Raw genomic sequence first — 17,628 nt, 5'->3', positions numbered from 1 at the left:
CTACTTCCCTATTAATTATCTGATGTGCCGTCAAAATACACAGCGCGACCTGTACGTGAAGATTCATAAATAGCTTCCAAGATTTGAGTAACAACGAAGGCCTGCTCAGGTTTAACTACAGGTTCCTTGTCTTCTCTAACCGCCTCAAGCCACAAGCGAGCTTCACGATCAGATTCATTTTCCTGTCCACCATCAAAGAACGCTACTCCACCAGCAGACAAGTCTACTTTGGTCTCATACAGACGTCCACCACGGTCACCGTTTAGGCGCAGACCATCCTTCATATCTGCACCACCTTCTGTACCTGCAAGAAGCGTCTGAGCTTCTCGATACTCAGATACATTTAGTGCCCAGCTAGATTCAAGTACAATTGTAGCACCATTTTCCATGGTAATAAATCCAAAAGCTGAATCTTCTACCTTAAATTGCTCAGGATCCCAAGGACCAAAGGCATTTCCAGCGTTCTTTCGGTTACTCAGCTTATGGAAAGACGAGCCCATAACACTGCGTGGTTTATAATTATCCATCATCCATAAAGTAAGATCAAGTGCATGCGTACCGATATCGATCAGTGGGCCGCCGCCTTGCTTTTCTTCATCCAGGAACACGCCCCAAGTAGGAACCGCACGACGACGAAGGGCAATTGCTTTTGCATAATAGATATCACCTAGTTCGCCGTTTTCGCAGAGTGCTTTAAGGTATTCACTATCCGAACGATAACGGTTCTGGTAAGCGACAGACAACTTCATCCCCGTACGCTTCGCAGCATCCAACATTTCTTGTGCTTGGGCAGTGGTTTTAGCCATTGGTTTCTCGCACATTACATGGTTACCTGCTTCCAATGCAGCAATAGTAATCACGGAGTGACTGTCATTTGGTGTACATACATGAACAATATCAAATCCGCCAGCTTTCAAAAGCTCAGTGTAATCTGTATAAACAGCAGCGCCTTCAGCGCCATAAGTCTGAGCGGCTTTCTGTGCACGCTCTTCTATGATATCGCAGAAAGCTACCATTTCAGCATCCTTCTGACGTGACAAACTTGGCATATGTTTCCCATTTGCGATACCACCGCAACCTACAATAGCAATTCTCAACTTATTAGACATTAACTTTTCCTCCTTGATTTGCGTATGCTTTTACCCATTTCAAACTATCTTCTACACTTTCTAATGGTGAACGACTACAGAAATCCTGCTCTACTACCGCCCACTCCACATTTGCCTGTACAGCTGCATTTAAAATTGCAGTAAGGTTCACTTCACCTTCACCTAGTACAACAGTTTCCGGAGAGCCGTCTTCTTTTTTCTTCAAATCCTTTAGATGGATGATCGGCAGTCGACCTGCGTATTTATTGATATATTCAACTGGATCATAGCCTGCATGATGTACCCAGCAAGTATCCATTTCCACTTGCAACAGGTCAGCCGGCACCTCTTCAAACAATCCATCAAAAGCAGTACGGTCACTATCACCATATTTATCTGTTAACTCGAAATCATGATTGTGATACAGAAGAACTGCTCCGCCCGCTTTGCACTTTTCTCCAATTACCTTCAGATTCGCGGCAACCTCTTCATAGTTACGTTGTTCTTCTGACAAATAAGGAACAATCAAATTTGGATTTCCAATCTCAAGATTGTAAGAGATCTCTGCTTCTGTATCATTCAACAATGCGTCATATGGACGATGTGCGCCGAGCGCAACCAGTCCAAGCTCATTTAGCAATTGTTTAACTTCTGCTGCAGTGCGGCCGAAATAGTGAAAAAACTCTACGCCTTTATATCCAAGGGCTGCTACCTTACGCAGTGTTCCTTCAAAATCCTGTTCCAATTCTTCTCTAAGCGTGTACAATTGCAGACCTATCTTCAGCATTTTCTAATCACTCCAATGGGTTTAGGGTTAGCTTACTAATTCATTTAAACTTCTTTCTGCTGCTCGTCCCCAAAGAGATCAACAGCAGCAATCACTTGAACAATAATGCTGTTGCAGAATTGACTAATCTGATTCCCATTAGTTTCCTTCAACTGCCATCCTTGTTTGCATAGCTAATATCGACTCCGTATAGCATGGATGGTCGATTTCTTTCTTTATTGCTTAGGTACATAGTAATATGAAAGCGTATATAATAAAATGAATAATATGATTAAAACATGAACAATCTGATTATCATTTCTAGACATCAAGGAGGACACATGAATCAATCAACTACCTGTCACGTTTTATCTGCTGGATTTTCCTTTCACCGCAAACCTTTTCATATGTCACATAGCCATGGAAATCAGAACTATTTAATTCGTCTGCAAACAGAGGGCCGAAGCCGAGCAATGATCGACGGTGTGATGACTCCAGTGGAGAGCGGCGATATCATGCTGTTTGCTCCTAATGATCCTTACTATTTAATCATTGATAAGGAAGAGTATCCTGTAGGTAAGCCGCGGATTGAAAGCGGAGATTATCATATTTTTTGTGAAGGAACTTGGATTGTTGAATGGTGGGAACGTGCTCAGAGACCCTCACTCTTAAGTGTGCCACTGAGTGAGAATTTCCTCGGCTTATTTCGTCAGCTGATTCTTGAGCACAGACGTCTTTCCGATTTCTCACCAGCGATATCTGCCTGTTATCTGCAAATCCTGTGTATGGAAATCGACAGACTCATTACAGATCAGCCAGCGATTACGCCTAAAGGCTATCTAGCTTACCGAATGAAGCAATATGTTGAGGAGCATGCTACCTTACCTTTTCTGTTGGAGGATGTTGCCGCACATGTAGATATTTCCGTCTCCCGTGCCGTTCATTTATTTAAGGAGGCCTTCGGGACCAGTATTATCAAATATGTAAATGATGTCCGGCTAGAGATGGCAAGAGAACGAATAACCTTCAGCCCGATGCCGCTGGAGCAAGTAGCAGAAACCTGCGGTTTCGCGAACTATACTTATTTTCACCGTGTATTCCGAAGTCGTTTCGGCATGTCCCCTAGACAGTACCGTGTACACAGCAGAACTCAAGTATAATATAGAGGTGAATTGCATCAACAAGCAAAAACGCCTACAGCGTCCCTAAAGGACGGTAAGCGTTTTTGCGAGAAATATATGGATAATGTATTGTGTGAAACGTAAACTTTCTTATATTTTGAAAATAGGGCTGTCCCTGTAGTAGATAAACTACTACGAGGATAACCCTCGCTTCTATATTCAAACAATAGTCATGTTAATGAGATGATTATTCTTTTTCAGCTGAAATAATCAGGAACATCGGTCTGCGATCCTCGTCCTTCATCCACGGATCATCGCTCATTTCATCAGAAGGCTTAGGCTCCTTAACTGCTTTGATAGCAAACCCGGCTCCAATCAAGTCATTGAAGTAGGTTGAAATTGTACGATGATATTTAATCACATTTTCTGTTAAGAAGGTCGTTTCACGCAATCCCTCAGACTGATAATGATCTACAGGCCAATGAAGACGATTGCCTTGGTCATCCACATACCAATCCTGTTCATTTCGAGAAGTAAAGATGGGATGCTCCACTGAAAATATAAAGCTGCCGCCTGGCTTAAGGTAAGTATGAACCTTGCGACAGATAGCTTCAAAAGACTTTACATAATGCAAGGCCAATGAACTGATGACCACATCAAATTGTTCGCTCGCAAATTCAATATCCTCAATCGGCATCTGGATATAAGAAATAGCTGGATCGTCTGTTTTTTCACGCGCTTCTTGAAGCATTTTTTCAGAGATATCTACGCCAACGACTGAGCTTGCCTGCTGCTCGCGTGCATATAGACAATGCCAGCCAAATCCGCAGCCTAAATCAAGAACACTTTTATTATGTAAGTCTGGGATCAGAGGTTGTAATACATGCCATTCTCCAGCTGCTTCAAGCCCACCAATGGAACGAGGCATTTGTTTATAGGCTGAGAAGAAATTCGTATCGTCGTATTTATTTTGTTTCATCAGTTATATATCTCCTATCCATAATGTCTTCCATCAGTATATTCTTAGCCATGATAACAAAAAATCTTATTTTCAGTATACTCATTGAAATGATCCCCGTACTTAGGGTATTAATTTTCTCTCTTACCTGTAAATTATGATCATGAATCTTGGCCCCATCACTTATTTTTTTTACACCAAAACGGTGACGAAATGGTAACGATCCAAACCGAAATATTCTTGTTTAAATAGTCCTATTGCTGATAGCCCTCCGCCCATAATCGAAACACTAAGCCTAACTCTGTGAAAGGAGAATCAGCTGCAATGATCAGCAATCCTATAGTCAGCCCTGCAAACGAAATGTGGTTTACAGAATCCAACATAGCAAGAATCAATCTCCAGTAATAGATATATTGACCGATTCGAACCCTCGTTTCCAACCCACAAAAAAATCCTCGCCTCGCAACAACAAAAGGAGTACCTGTGGCGTAAGCCGACGGGAATCGGATAATGTTCTTGTCAAATCGGTACAAGTTCTTGTCTTCAGAAATTGACAAGAACTTGTTCTGATAACTAAAATTTTCGGGAAGATTGTTGTATTTGTACAAAGATAATTAGCAGCCATTCGGAAATATACAACTATTAAGATTGTCTTGCTTCTTATGCTTCGCCAAGTTGTTCAGAAGCTACTAAGCGATGCGCTGATACAAGCTGCCCATCTGCATCCTTACCCCAAACCGAAATTTGAACTTGTTGTTCTGCTAAACCGCTCGTTGTAAAGACAAATTCGAAAGCATCAAAGTCAGCATAATAATTTTTTGTTAGAACTTGATTTGGATATATAGAAATTAACTCAAGTACATATAACGTTCTGGTCCCGATTAAGTAATATCCCTGAATCAAGATACTCGAGGTATCGACTAAGTCACGATTATCAATTTTGATAGTCAACTGTTGCGTCGGCCTTACATTACTGACCGGATTATTTTCTATTGGTCCGGTGGATAAAATCATTCTCTTTTTCCTCCATTCTATTATTTGTAGAATATGATTACAACCCGTGGGTTTTACCAACTCTCAGCTACTCTAAATACCACATCAACTGTATTCGAACCTCCCCCGCCAATATTTGCCACAGCTAATGTTACGGTTTGATTCTCAGGAAGCGTGAAGTCCAACAGTTCTGAAGAAGCTAGTATCCTGGTATCGCCTTTCCCGCCTCCTGTAACACCTTGAAACACCACTTCTCCCCCGGTAATCGTTGTGGACGTATTATTTACTAACAGAGCCGTCTCACTATCGGGAATGATCGTTGTAGCTGTGGGATAATTAACAAATGATCCATTTAGCGTTCCTCCCACAAGTACTTGATAGCTAAGATCTACGGATGAAATAATATTAATTTCTTCTAGATCCACCTGCACAGAATTGGTTCTAGCTGATCCCGATGGGAAAACTGCTTTTCTTGTAAATGATAGGACGGGTGTTAGTGTTGATGTGACGTTTGTAATTCTCCTCCTTTCCGAAGTCACTCTAAAGGTAGGATCATATTTTCCGATAATGCTATATTGTCTTCCTCCAACAAAAAGGCTGTAGGCTGCGGCGGTTCCGTTATTATCGATTTGTGCTCTTAATGGGAGATTGGGATCAATAAAACTCGTTTGACCTGTTGAGGAGAACCGATTTACGGTAATCACCTCTTGCGCTAAAGTGGACGGATTAGGGATGACTACTCTAAATTCGATCACTCCATACCCATACCAGGTAAAGACGATTTGAAATATATTGCCTTTAGATAGATTAAGCGTCGCTCCACTTGGACCAGTTCCATCTAATCGGTCTACATTCCATGAACTTTGAGGAATTGTTGTATCCGTTCCTCCTCTGCGTATGACCACGAATACATTTGTACTATTGACTCCAAAAAATGCTCCATTCTGATCGTCGAACAACCCCCATCGTCCAACCTGATTACCTGTTGGTAGCAATGGTATACGAACACCCATTCCAGCTTCCCCTGCAAAGCCCGGCTCGTACCTGCCTCTCAGTACACTTTCTAAAATGGCTGAATCTATTCCGATAGCGGTATTGCTTAAATTATATTCCGTAGCATTATTGGTAACCGTCCCACTCCCGGCAGTTGTAACAGCATCCCTTAGAGAGGATAGACCGTATACAGAAGTTAACTCCACGATTGGAGTTTTTTGTGATACCGTTAGCTCATCGAATTGTGAACTTACATTTGGGCCAATATTCGAGATGATAATATCTGACATCACACTTCCTCCTTTGCAGAAAGGGGGCGAAAATGAATCCCCCATGACTGTTGCTTTTTACCATTCCTCAGTAAGACTGAAGGTTGCCGTAACGGAATTCGTACCGCCGCTTAAATTCGCAACAGCTAAAGTAACAAATTCAGTATCTGGCAATTGAAAATCCAATAATGAAGCGGAAGCTAATATTCTTGCACTTCCCTCAACTCCGGCTGCTAAGCCTTGCAATAGTACTTGACCACCCGAAATTGTTGTTAGCGTGCTGTTAATTAGTAGAGCTGTCTCCGAAGTTGGGATATTAGTCGTCGCAGTTGGAAAGTTTGCAAAGGCTCCATTAATCGTTCCGCCTAATACGATCTGATAGTAAATATCATCTGAAGTGACAAGGTCAATCCCTTCTAGTCTGATACTTACTGAATTAGCCCTACCCGAACCTGGCGGGAAGGTTGCCTTTCTTTGGAAAGACAAAATCGGTGTAAGCGTTCCTGTTGCAGTTATGGTTCTTCTTTCGGAAGTAACTCTGAAAACGGGACTATATTTGCCCAATATGCTATATTGTCTTCCTCCAACAAATAAATTGAGTCCAGATGCCGTGCCATTATTAAAGATTTCTGCACGAAGAGGAAGATTAGGATCGGCCAGACTCGTTTGCCCATTCGGAGAGAATCGATGAACGATAATTACTTCTTGTGCTAAAGTCGTTGGATCAGGGATGACGACTCTAAATTCGACTACACCATACCCATACCAAGTAAACACGATTTGAAATATATTCCCTTTAGATAAAGTAAGTGTCGCACCACTTGGTCCTGTTCCATCTAATTTATCCACGTTCCAAGCTGCTTGAGGAATAACAGTGTCAACGCTTGCTCTTCTGATCGCTACAAATATTCCATTCGCTACGCTCTGGCCAAAGAATAAGCCGTTCTGATCGTCAAAAACGCCCCATCTCACCACTTGGGCTCCTGTCGGAGCAACCGGCAAACGGATACCTATTCCCGCTTCTGCGGCAAAACCTGATTCATACCTTCCTCTCTCCGAGCTTTGAAGGATAGCAATATCAGGTCCGGATGCGGTTGTAGTTAATTGAAACTCCGTATTATTACTTCCTACTGTAGCTCCTCCCAATGTGGAAACAATGTCTCTTAGGTTGGATAATCCATATACCGAAGTCAACTCAATGAGCGGCGTTTTTTCATTTGTTCTTAATTCGCTAAATTGGGAGCTAACATTTGGTCCTATTCCAACGATGGTAGCAGTAGGATCAATCGTACCAGTGGCTCCGGTAACTCCAGTTGATCCAGTAACACCCGTTGCACCTGTTACTCCAGTGTCTCCAGTGGCTCCAGTGGCTCCTGTAACTCCTGTAGCTCCAGTAGCTCCGGTAACTCCTGTAACCCCTGTAACTCCTGTAACTCCTGTATCTCCTGTAACTCCTGTATCTCCTGTAACTCCTGTAACCCCTGTAACCCCTGTAACCCCTGTATCTCCAGTAACTCCTGTGACCCCTGTAGCTCCAGTAACTCCTGTAGCTCCTGTAGCTCCTGTGTCTCCTGTAACTCCAGTGGCTCCTGTATCTCCTGTAGCTCCAGTGTCTCCCGTAACTCCTGTAACTCCAGTGGCTCCTGTAACTCCTGTAACCCCTGTAACTCCTGTAACTCCCGTAACTCCTGTGGAGCCTGTAACTCCAGTGGCTCCTGTAACTCCTGTAGCTCCTGTAACTCCTGTAGCTCCTGTAGCTCCTGTGGAGCCTGTAACTCCAGTCGAGCCTGTAACTCCAGTGGCTCCTGTAGCTCCAGTAACACCGGCCTCACCTGTAACTCCAGTGGCACCGGTTGCTCCAATGACACCATTTGTACCTAACAATTCTGAAGATATGATACGGTGGGGAGTTACAAGTTGCCCATCATCATTTTTTCCCCAAACCGAGATTTCCATTTGATCTTCTGCTACACCGCTCGTTGTAAATACAAATTCAAAAGCATTAAAGTCTGCATAATAATTCTTCGTTATTATTTCATTTGGATTTACATTAATGAGTTCGCTTACGTATAACGTTCGGGTCCCGTCTAGGTAATATCCTTGAATCAAGATATTCGCACTATTCACTAAGTCACGATTATCAATTTTAATAGTCAGTTGATGCGTTGGCCTAACACCACTGACCTGATTATTTTCTATTGGTCCGGTTGATAAAATAGCCATAAATTTTGATTCTCCTTTTTATTTCCGTATTATTAAAGGCGGAAAATCACAATTCCATTCATTATTTAGTATTTAATAGTCGATCTGTATTTGCTCCTCCCCACTAATAAATAGGATTATTAAAATCAAAATAGCTACAACTTAAAAACAAAAAATGTCGATTTCATTTAGATTACTAACTGATCCTCTGAATGACTTCTTTAACACTCCGTAAGTAAAGCCTTACGAAGCAATGAATTTACACTTTCATTCCCCATTCGTTTACTGAACCTGAATAATCGAAACAGAACCATCCGTAAATGTGGTTGTTGCCGATCCATTATAAAGAAAATCGATTGTGATCGCAGTTGAGGTGGCATCAGCTAAGAACGTACCCGATACACTAACATTTGCATCTAGAGTTCCAGTAACTGATCTACCTGAAAATCGACTCTGAAATACGGTATTAAATCTTGGTGTCACCGTTACGTTTCCAACTACAGAACTAGTTGCTCTGAACGTATACGAAACCAAATAAATGTGTCCTGATGCTAGAACAAAGGTTGTACTCGATGGATGCAAAATGTTAGTGCCATTAATGAATGAAGTTGTATAAGAAATTGCTGTCCCATTTACTACTGATACTACGCTGACATTAAATAATCCATTTTGTATTGTGGCATTTGAACCGGTTGCTCCGGTTACGCCAGTTGCCCCTGTTGCTCCAGTTACGCCAGTTGCTCCTGTTGCTCCTGTTGCTCCGGTAACGCCAGTTGTCCCTGTAGCTCCGGTTACACCCGTTACCCCGGTAACGCCAGTTGCACCCGTTACTCCAGTAACTCCGGTTGCTCCGGTTACGCCAGTTGCCCCTGTAGCTCCAGTTACGCCAGTTGCTCCTGTTTCTCCTGTTGCTCCGGTTACGCCAGTTGCTCCTGCAGCTCCGGTTACGCCAGTTGCCCCTGTTGCTCCAGTCGCTCCGGTTACGCCAGTTGCTCCTGTTTCTCCTGTTTCTCCTGTTTCTCCGGTAACGCCAGTTGCTCCTGTAGCTCCAGTTGCCCCTGTTACGCCAGTTGCTCCTGCAGCTCCGGTTACACCAGTTGCCCCTGTTTCTCCTCTTGCTCCGGTTACGCCAGTTGCTCCTGTTGCTCCGGTTGCTCCGGTTACGCCAGTTGCACCGGTAACGCCAGTTGCACCCGTTACTCCAGTAACTCCAGTTTCTCCGGTTGCTCCGGTTACGCCAGTTGCTCCTATTTCTCCTGTTGCTCCGGTAACGCCAGTTGCTCCTGTAGCTCCAGTTACGCCAGTTGCTCCTGCAGCTCCGGTTACACCAGTTGCCCCTGTAGCTCCTGTTTCTCCGGTTACGCCAGTTGCTCCGGTTACACCAGTTGTGCCTGTAGCTCCTGTTTCTCCGGTTACGCCAGTTGCTCCGGTTACACCAGTTGTGCCTGTAGCTCCGGTAACGCCAGTTGCCCCTGTTTCTCCTGTCGCTCCGGTTACGCCAGTTGCTCCTGTTTCTCCTGTTGCTCCGGTAACGCCAGTTGCTCCTGTAGCTCCAGTTGCCCCTGTTACGCCAGTTGCCCCTGTAGCTCCTGTCGCTCCAGTTACACCAGTCGCTCCAGTTGCTCCTGTTTCTCCGGTTACGCCAGTTACGCCAGTTGCCCCTGTTACGCCAGTTGCCCCTGTAGCTCCAGTTGCTCCGGTTACACCAGTTGCTCCTGTAACTCCAGTTGTGCCTGTTTCTCCTGTAACGCCAGTTGCTCCTGTTTCTCCAGTTACACCAGTTGCTCCGGTTACGCCAGTTACGCCAGTTGCCCCTGTTGCCCCTGTAACTCCAGTTGTGCCTGTTTCTCCTGTTGCGCCTGTTGCTCCAGTTGCTCCGGTTGCTCCAGTTGCCCCTGTTACGCCAGTTGCTCCTGTTTCCCCTGTAACTCCAGTTGCGCCTGTAGCTCCGGTAACGCCAGTTGCGCCTGTAGCTCCGGTAACGCCAGTTGCACCCGTTACTCCAGTAACGCCAGTTGCCCCGGTAGCTCCATTTACGCCAGTTGCCCCTGTTGCTCCAGTTACTCCGGTTACACCAGTTGCTCCTGTTTCTCCTGTTGCTCCGATTACACCAGTTGCTCCTGTTTCTCCGGTAACGCCAGTTGCACCCGTTAATCCAGTAACGCCAGTTGCCCCTGTTTCTCCGGTAACGCCAGTTGCTCCTGTTTCTCCGGTTACGCCAGTTGCTCCTGTTTCTCCGGTTACGCCAGTTGCTCCTGTTTCTCCGGTTACGCCAGTTGCTCCAGTAACGCCAGTTGCCCCTGTTTCTCCGGTAACGCCAGTTGCTCCTGTTGCTCCTGTTGCTCCTGTTGCTCCTGTTGCTCCTGATGCTCCTGTTGCTCCTGTTGCTCCTGTTGCTCCTGTTGCTCCTGTTGCTCCAGTTGCTCCTGTTGCTCCTGTTTCTCCGGTAACGCCAGTTGCCCCTGTTTCTCCGGTAACGCCAGTTGCTCCTGTTGCTCCTGTTGCTCCGATTACACCAGTTGCGCCTGTTGCTCCGGTAACGCCAGTTGCTCCTATTTCTCCTGTTGCGCCTGTAACTCCTGTAACGCCAGTTGCCCCTGTAGCTCCGGTTTCACCCGTTGCGCCAGTTGCTCCAGTTACGCCAGTTTCTCCTGTTTCTCCTGTTGCGCCTGTAACTCCAGTTGCTCCAGTTGCCCCTGTAAATCCAACTGCGCCAGTTACTCCGGTTACACCAGTCGCGCCAGTATCTCCAACTGCGCCAGTTACTCCGGTTTCGCCCGTTGCGCCTGTAGCTCCTGTAACGCCAGTTGCCCCTGTAACGCCCGTTGCGCCTGTAGCTCCGGTTTCACCTGTTGCCCCTATATCTCCAGCTGCGCCAGTTACTCCGGTTTCGCCCGTTGCGCCAGTAGCTCCAGTTGCACCTATAGCTCCAGTTGCGCCAGTAGCTCCAGTTGCACCTATAGCTCCAGTTGCACCTGTTTCTCCGGTTTCACCCGTTGCCCCGGTTGTTCCTATGATTCTTTCATTTGCTCCTAACAATTCTGAAGATACGATACGGTGAGGTGTTACGAGTTGTCCCACAGAATTCTTTCCCCAAACTGAAATATCTATCTGCTGTTCTGCTAAACCGCTCGTTGTAAAGACAAATTCAAATACATCCAGGTTCGCAAAATACTCCTTCGATATTGCTTGATTTGGATTCACATTAATTAATTCAAGTACATATAACGTTCTAGTCCCATTTAGGTAATAACCTTGAATCAAAATAATCGCATTTGTGACCATATTTCTATTATCAATATTAATGGTCAACTGTTGTGTTGGCCTTACACCACTGACCGGACTATTCTCAATCGGTCCAGTTGATAAAATAGCCATTTCTTTCACCCCCCTTTTTTACCATTTTTAAGAATAAGAGAGAAAATCCACACTCTTATTACTAATGCCTTTTTAACTCCTATAGACCGACAATTTTAAACTGCTTGGTCTTTCCTTTTCTCTATTCCGCACCTTTTTTTCCCTTATGTAACGTGTTCAAATTTTTTCAAGATGTGAACACCTTTATATTGAAAAAGGATTAGAAAGCAATAATCCGACAGCAACCGGATTGAAAACCGGTTACTTATCTTTAATGTAGCAAGCAGATATTTAGAGGCGATTGTAATCATATCGACGGCTGCTCAGTATGCTTCCTTTCTTACTTCTCCACTCCACGTACCGACTCTTTGTATATGGAAGATTCCAGCGTTTCCACAACCTTTGCAACATCAAGCCCTACTTCGGCAGCCAGAACATTCAAGCGATCTTAGTCGCCAATATTCTCTCCGTCCGTGAATTACTCCTTGCAGCCATCTTCTTATCCTTGCGTTGTTCAACGGCGTAATGGACAACTCGGTGCGTATCGAATGTGTTAGTTAAAATAACTTTGTCAAAACGAAACATTCAATTGCCGTAATCGTGGTTCCGGATAATAGTAGACCAGTCATCTTCTGTATAGAGAAGACGATGAATTGAAATAGTTAAAATCATTCCACAACGTTCAGTCATGATGGAGCGATGATTAATTCAGGAAGGCGCAAAGAGTCGTTGTACCGGTGGACTCCCTCTAATTGGAAGCAGGAGGCAATATGCGAATAAATCTAGAGGAATTTTATTATGCAACAATTTATTCATGAAATCTTTAATACTCTGGGAATCATTTTATCTGTAATCGGTTGGAAGGCTATCAATTCCTTACTCGACTCCGTATTTTCCTTTCTAGCCAGCTGGTTAGATTATTTAACCGCTTCTAAATCAGCTCAAGAAAAAGTGTACCTGTTCTCCATTAGTGAGCGGTCAAGGAGAATACAGCTGAGGCAACAAACCAGAGTTTGCCGCAGAAACCATCGTTCTTTTTTTAAAAGAATAACTTGAAGTCAAAAAACCTTGAAGATTTCTCCGAGGGTTAAATTGCTCACACATTAATAAAGGTTTGTATTTTCGATTTAGTACGTGACGAGTCCGTGGTGCTGCTTTGGCTTAGCGTCGCTTATGGGCACTAAGCACATTAGAGACGGGAAATTACCGCTTCAGAAGTATCTTGAAACCAGATGAACCCTTCCTTCTCGATAGTTGCATCTTTCACCCTGCACATCAGTAATAAAGATAAAGATACTCAGTGTGATCAACTAAGAGCTCTTTATTCTCTTAAACATTAATTTATATACTCCATTATTCTACTGAAACTGATATAAACCTTAGCGTAATTTTTATTTGCATTAGAACAGCACCTGAACCTTATTTTTCTGTTTGTTTTTAGGTTTACAGTTAAAAGAAAATGAACAATTAGACTGAAAAAATAAAGTATTAGACTCGGAAAATAGAGTGTTAGACTGTCATTGCCTCATTAAGCTAACGAGCAGTTTAGTTCAATGATATATTGTATTTATAACCTTTATCGTTTTAAACAGGAGCATAATTAATGGACTACATATGGTTTAATTACGAAATATTTGATTTTACTTTGCTCTGAGAACCTCAGGACATTTGTATGGATAACTCGAAAATGCCCTCGCAGCTGCTTCCACTTTTCCATTTCGCTTTGGATTTGATCGAGACGGTTGTTTACTTCTGTAATTGGCAGACCCGGGTATAGTTGTTAATTTTCAAAGGCATACTGAAGGTCATTTCTTTGCCTTTTTTAACCGTTCATAATACTTTCCAAGTCTCTCAAGACAATAAGGATCACCCGATTGTACGATAGTTTGGCTTGGCTTGGCGGGTGAAGAATTTGAGTATATGGCAATAACAATACGGAGAAGGGAACCCCTTTCTTTGACGTACTTTAAGGCTGCTTTATCATTCATTTTTGCACTCGTAAGATCCAGATTGGTAATAACAGTTCATCTGCATAATTCTATTCACATTTTGTACAAGTCCCTGATCATGATAACTCTGGAACGACCTACTTTCGTAAAGAACATCTGAATTAGACATATATCAAATCGGGAATGGGACTATGTTCTTGTCCTCCTACAGAGTGACGCATTATTTTCAAATCGCCAAATAAAAAGGAGCATCATCTTGGAAGATCCGCTCCTTGTGTTTGTTCTTATTCAATTGCTGTTGTTTGCTCGGCGTTAACCGTACATGCTGTGAAATGGCGCCATAATCTCCATTGGATCTTCGACTTTGAGCTGCGCACCAGATACCTGAGCGCTCTGCCTTTAACAAGGCTTTTTGAGTCTTGGTTCGTGCCATGTGGCACCACTCTCCTATTCATTGATGAACTATTAGACAACTACAGTTTAACATAATACAGACTATGAGCGCAGCCAGAATTCCGTTACAATGAGATCACTGCAAGTTTTCTTACTTATCTAAATAGATTCGGAGGTTTTTAGTGATGAAATACGATGTTTTGTACGAGGGTGCTTTTGCAATGTTAAAGGTATATTTGGACCCCGGCGAAAGTGTTAAAGCTGAGATGGGCGCAATGGTTGCCATGTCTCCTAACGTAGAGTTAAAAGGAACGGCTGATGGAGGCGTAATGCGGGGTCTGGGAAGAATGCTGAGCGGTGAAAAGTTCTTCTTCCAGGAACTCAGAGCTATCCGTGGTCAAAGTGAGGTCCTACTGTCTCCTGGATCATTAGGTGATATCCAAGCTATCGAATTAGATGGATCCTATAAGCTGTTAGTTCAAAAGGACGGATTCTTAGCCGGTACGGAAGGCATTCAAGTAAATACCAAAATGCAAAATTTAACACGCGGACTTTTCTCTGGTGAAGGCTTCTTCATTGTAGAAATCAGCGGCAGAGGAACAGTATTCCTGTCCTCCTTCGGAGCGATCCACGCCATTAATTTAGCACCTGGTGAAGAGATGATTATCGACAATGGACATCTCGTCGCTTGGCCAGATTATATGGACTATAAGGTAGAGAAAGCAGCCTCGGGTTGGTTGAACAGTTTAACCAGTGGTGAAGCGCTTGTCTGCCGATTCCGCGGAGAAGGTGTAATCCTCGTTCAGAGCCGTAACCCTGGGAGCTTCGGAACGTGGATTAAATCCTTCGTACCCACTCGAAGCTAAGAAAAATGACATAGGCTTTCCCATAAGTAGGATTTCCTTTAACTGTTTAAAAGGCAATGTAGCGCTTCTCTGGTTTTTAAGAAGCGCTGCTTTGCCTGCAAATTAAGGAATATCTCCCTATAATTCAGAAATTTCTGCGTATTTGACTACTAATTAGGGAAATCCTCCCTATAATTCAACTGATTTGTTGTGAAATATAGATTTTTCGCGGATTTATAGGGAGGATTTCCCCATTTCCATTCATATCGGCCAATTATCAGTTATTTAGAGGGAGTATTTCCCTAATTACTCTCCGAAAAAGAGGCCGTCCCATGAGTAGCATTTACTACTTCCGAGGCAGCCTCTTCTTTTAATTAGAAAGCGGGATTATGAGACCGCTTTGTTTGCTTTTTCTTTTTTGCAGCCTGTTCGTTTACATGTGTCATAAGTACCCTTGAAATCTAGGCGGTGATCCGTGACGTTAAAGCCGTATTCACGTTCCACTCTTTTCTCCAGCTCCACTAACCAGTCATCCTTAATTTCTTCCAACCTGCCGCACACGCTGCATATCAAATGATGATGCATGTGAGAATGATCATTCCCGCGCAGATCGTAACGAGCGACTCCATCTCCGAAGTTCATCTTTTCTACAATGTGAAGCTCGCATAAGAGCTCAAGTGTACGGTATACCGTTGCCAGCCCTAAATGCGGATAACTGTTCTTGACAAGCATATATACTTCTTCTACGCTGAGATGATCTTTCTCATTGTCGAGCAATATGTTCACTATGGCCTCACGCTGGGGCGTTAATTTATATTTTTGCGCCGCAAAAAGCTGACTGATATTTGAAATTTGATCCATTTGATCTCCTACCTTCCCGGAATGATTTAACATCCGTATCCACTGAGACGCACCCATTTATGCATCAAAATATTAAACGTAAATAGTAATCGTTACGATATAATCATATCAAAAATAATCACGAATGAATAGAGCCTGACATCATTATAACATTTTAGCTCTCTTATCCAAAGTTCTTTCATCCATTCCTGCCTATTTTTCTGCCAAAATCTACTTTTTCGTGAAATATTATAGGTTTGACCGCAACCTTTCCATATTTTTCTGCGTTTAAGAATTTGATAGCGGCCACGAGGCCTATCCATACAACGAGGTGAAATAACCATGAATATGAAAAAAAGAACGTTAGCCGCGATTACAACCGTTACGATTCTCTCCTTCTCTTTGGGTGGCCAAATATTTGCAGCCGGAAATACCTTTAAGGATATTGATAATATAAACGGCAAAGAAAAAATTATTTCTTTAAAAAATCAAGGCTTGATCAAAGGGGTTAGTGAATCCCAATTCTTGCCCAGCTCCAAAGTAACAACAGCACAAGGGATCCAGTTCATTTCGGGTGGACTCCAGCTTAGTCTCGCGGCTATTGATTTCAACAAAGCTCCTGTTGCTAGTGGCTTGTTCACGAAAGTCAAGGATAAAGCTTGGTATGCTGAAGCCTTTATCAATGCGTATTACAATCGTGTCGAGCTTCCTAAGGACATTGATCCAACCAAAACAATGACCAAAGAAGAGTTCACCAATTATCTAGTGCAAGGGGTCGAAGGCATTGGGAATCTGCCGATGATCAATATAGTGCCCGTAGATATCGCTGACGATGCTGCGCTGAATCCTTCTTATCAAGGCAGCATTCAACGTTCGCTTAAATACAAGATTAATAGTTTAGACGCCAATGGGAAGTTTAATCCAAAAAGTGAAATCACTCGCGCCGAAGCTGCGATTATGCTCTATAATGCTTTGGAATTCCTGAAGACCGGTATTAAATCCTAACCTTGAAGCGACGCACCACTAACATTGAATGGTAAACAAGAAAAAGCAGCCCAGGTATAGTCCTGAACTGCTTTTTTGCGTCTTGATCTTCTTCTATACTTCTTCTCCACTAATTCTGTTCAGAAATTGCAGAGCACGAGGATGCTGCGGATGCTCAAGAACTTCTTGCGGAGTCCCTTGCTCTAGAATATGGCCTCCATCCATCAGAATGATCCGGTCAGCCACATCCGCAGCAAATTTCATCTCATGGGTCACGATCACCATAGTCATTCCCTCTGCCGCTAACTGTTTAATAACCTTAAGCACTTCCCCCACCAACTCAGGATCAAGCGCAGAGGTAGGCTCATCGAACAACAGCACCTCTGGATCTACTGCCATGGCACGAGCGATAGCTACCCGTTGCTGCTGGCCACCAGACAGTTGGTGCGGATAAGCATCCGCTTTGTCCGCCAAGCCAACTTTAGTTAACAACTGAAGGGCACGTTCGCGTGCTTCGTCCTTGGATCGTTTCTGGACCGTCACCTGCCCCTCCATCACGTTGCCTAGTGCAGTCATATGCGGAAAAAGATTATAGGACTGAAAGACCATCCCTGTTTTTTGGCGTAATGCCAAAATGGACTTCTGGGGGATTTTCTTGTTATCCGTGAAATTAATTTTAATATCACTGAGCGATAAGCTTCCTTTATCAGGGACTTCAAGCAGATTAAAGCAGCGTAAAAGCGTTGTTTTGCCTGAACCCGATGGGCCAATAATGACCAGTACCTTGCCATGTTCCATTTCGAGATCAATGCCCTTTAATACCTGCAGCTCACCGAAGGATTTATGCAAATTAAGTATTTCAATCATAAT

The 17,628-nt window shown here is 43.6% G+C and carries 14 protein-coding genes; 3 read left to right on the top strand and 11 right to left on the bottom strand.

Going from position 1 to position 17,628, the window contains the following annotated elements:
* Positions 1-11 precede the first annotated feature (11 nt).
* A complete protein-coding gene (locus tag MKX60_RS17920; protein ID WP_341060581.1) occupies positions 12-1,109 on the bottom strand; it encodes a Gfo/Idh/MocA family protein in 1,098 nt (365 codons plus the stop codon).
* Entirely contained in the window at positions 1,102-1,875 is a 774-nt protein-coding gene (locus MKX60_RS17915; protein ID WP_076282852.1) for a sugar phosphate isomerase/epimerase family protein, read from the bottom strand. Before MKX60_RS17915 ends, MKX60_RS17920 begins: the two co-directional genes overlap by 8 nt.
* Before the next feature lie 320 nt (positions 1,876-2,195).
* Here MKX60_RS17915 and MKX60_RS17910 point away from each other — a divergent pair, with 320 nt between their 5' ends.
* Positions 2,196-3,014, top strand: a complete 819-nt coding sequence (locus MKX60_RS17910; RefSeq protein WP_042187534.1) for an AraC family transcriptional regulator — start codon at positions 2,196-2,198, stop codon at positions 3,012-3,014.
* 208 nt (positions 3,015-3,222) lie between these two features.
* Here MKX60_RS17910 and MKX60_RS17905 read toward each other — a convergent pair whose 3' ends face one another.
* From MKX60_RS17905 to MKX60_RS17875, 7 genes are all read right to left on the bottom strand, one after another.
* Entirely contained in the window at positions 3,223-3,954 is a 732-nt protein-coding gene (locus tag MKX60_RS17905; RefSeq protein ID WP_076282853.1) for a class I SAM-dependent methyltransferase, read from the bottom strand.
* A gap of 233 nt (positions 3,955-4,187) precedes the next feature.
* On the bottom strand, positions 4,188-4,373 hold the full coding sequence (locus tag MKX60_RS17900; protein ID WP_341060580.1) for a hypothetical protein: 186 nt from the start codon (positions 4,371-4,373) through the stop codon (positions 4,188-4,190).
* A 220-nt stretch (positions 4,374-4,593) separates the two neighbouring features.
* Positions 4,594-4,947, bottom strand: coding sequence for a hypothetical protein (locus tag MKX60_RS17895; RefSeq protein ID WP_341060579.1), 354 nt, complete (start codon positions 4,945-4,947; stop codon positions 4,594-4,596).
* Between the two features lie 53 nt (positions 4,948-5,000).
* On the bottom strand, positions 5,001-6,209 hold the full coding sequence (locus MKX60_RS17890; protein WP_341060578.1) for a hypothetical protein: 1,209 nt from the start codon (positions 6,207-6,209) through the stop codon (positions 5,001-5,003).
* A 57-nt stretch (positions 6,210-6,266) separates the two neighbouring features.
* Positions 6,267-8,411: a collagen-like protein gene (locus tag MKX60_RS17885; RefSeq protein ID WP_341060577.1), complete on the bottom strand. Its 2,145-nt coding sequence runs from the start codon at positions 8,409-8,411 to the stop codon at positions 6,267-6,269.
* A 261-nt stretch (positions 8,412-8,672) separates the two neighbouring features.
* A complete protein-coding gene (locus tag MKX60_RS17880) occupies positions 8,673-11,768 on the bottom strand; it encodes a beta strand repeat-containing protein (RefSeq protein WP_341060576.1) in 3,096 nt (1,031 codons plus the stop codon).
* Positions 11,769-13,922: 2,154 nt separating this feature from the next.
* A complete protein-coding gene (locus tag MKX60_RS17875; protein ID WP_341060574.1) occupies positions 13,923-14,129 on the bottom strand; it encodes a hypothetical protein in 207 nt (68 codons plus the stop codon).
* Between the two features lie 145 nt (positions 14,130-14,274).
* Between MKX60_RS17875 and MKX60_RS17870 the strand changes: the two genes are divergently transcribed.
* The gene (locus tag MKX60_RS17870) at positions 14,275-14,955 is read left to right on the top strand and encodes a TIGR00266 family protein (protein WP_042187527.1); all 681 of its coding nucleotides are present in this window, start codon (positions 14,275-14,277) and stop codon (positions 14,953-14,955) included.
* Positions 14,956-15,321: 366 nt separating this feature from the next.
* Here the strand turns inward: MKX60_RS17870 and MKX60_RS17865 are convergent, their stop codons facing one another.
* The gene (locus MKX60_RS17865; RefSeq protein WP_042187525.1) at positions 15,322-15,795 is read right to left on the bottom strand and encodes a Fur family transcriptional regulator; all 474 of its coding nucleotides are present in this window, start codon (positions 15,793-15,795) and stop codon (positions 15,322-15,324) included.
* Between the two features lie 321 nt (positions 15,796-16,116).
* Here MKX60_RS17865 and MKX60_RS17860 point away from each other — a divergent pair, with 321 nt between their 5' ends.
* Positions 16,117-16,779: an S-layer homology domain-containing protein gene (locus tag MKX60_RS17860; RefSeq protein ID WP_076282857.1), complete on the top strand. Its 663-nt coding sequence runs from the start codon at positions 16,117-16,119 to the stop codon at positions 16,777-16,779.
* A gap of 93 nt (positions 16,780-16,872) precedes the next feature.
* Here the strand turns inward: MKX60_RS17860 and MKX60_RS17855 are convergent, their stop codons facing one another.
* Positions 16,873-17,625 (bottom strand): amino acid ABC transporter ATP-binding protein, encoded by a 753-nt coding sequence (locus tag MKX60_RS17855; protein WP_076282858.1) that lies wholly within the window; start codon positions 17,623-17,625, stop codon positions 16,873-16,875.
* Positions 17,626-17,628 lie beyond the last annotated feature (3 nt).

It is taken from the genome of Paenibacillus sp. FSL R5-0914 (assembly GCF_038004525.1).
Classification (GTDB): domain Bacteria; phylum Bacillota; class Bacilli; order Paenibacillales; family Paenibacillaceae; genus Paenibacillus_AQ.
The sequence above is the reverse complement of the archived record's forward strand: the minus strand, read 5'-3'. Positions and strand labels throughout refer to the sequence as shown.

Bases quoted from the DNA above. Each gene is read 5' to 3' on its own strand.
- MKX60_RS17860 (WP_076282857.1), top strand. From the start codon at position 16,117: ATGAATATGAAAAAAAGAACGTTAGCCGCGATTACAACCGTTACGATT.
- MKX60_RS17920 (WP_341060581.1), bottom strand. From the start codon at position 1,109: ATGTCTAATAAGTTGAGAATTGCTATTGTAGGTTGCGGTGGTATCGCA.
- MKX60_RS17885 (WP_341060577.1), bottom strand. From the start codon at position 8,411: ATGGCTATTTTATCAACCGGACCAATAGAAAATAATCAGGTCAGTGGT.
- MKX60_RS17880 (WP_341060576.1), bottom strand. From the start codon at position 11,768: ATGGCTATTTTATCAACTGGACCGATTGAGAATAGTCCGGTCAGTGGT.
- MKX60_RS17875 (WP_341060574.1), bottom strand. From the start codon at position 14,129: ATGGCACGAACCAAGACTCAAAAAGCCTTGTTAAAGGCAGAGCGCTCA.
- MKX60_RS17865 (WP_042187525.1), bottom strand. From the start codon at position 15,795: ATGGATCAAATTTCAAATATCAGTCAGCTTTTTGCGGCGCAAAAATAT.
- MKX60_RS17915 (WP_076282852.1), bottom strand. From the start codon at position 1,875: ATGCTGAAGATAGGTCTGCAATTGTACACGCTTAGAGAAGAATTGGAA.
- MKX60_RS17855 (WP_076282858.1), bottom strand. From the start codon at position 17,625: ATGATTGAAATACTTAATTTGCATAAATCCTTCGGTGAGCTGCAGGTA.
- MKX60_RS17870 (WP_042187527.1), top strand. From the start codon at position 14,275: ATGAAATACGATGTTTTGTACGAGGGTGCTTTTGCAATGTTAAAGGTA.
- MKX60_RS17895 (WP_341060579.1), bottom strand. From the start codon at position 4,947: ATGATTTTATCCACCGGACCAATAGAAAATAATCCGGTCAGTAATGTA.
- MKX60_RS17910 (WP_042187534.1), top strand. From the start codon at position 2,196: ATGAATCAATCAACTACCTGTCACGTTTTATCTGCTGGATTTTCCTTT.
- MKX60_RS17905 (WP_076282853.1), bottom strand. From the start codon at position 3,954: ATGAAACAAAATAAATACGACGATACGAATTTCTTCTCAGCCTATAAA.
- MKX60_RS17890 (WP_341060578.1), bottom strand. From the start codon at position 6,209: ATGTCAGATATTATCATCTCGAATATTGGCCCAAATGTAAGTTCACAA.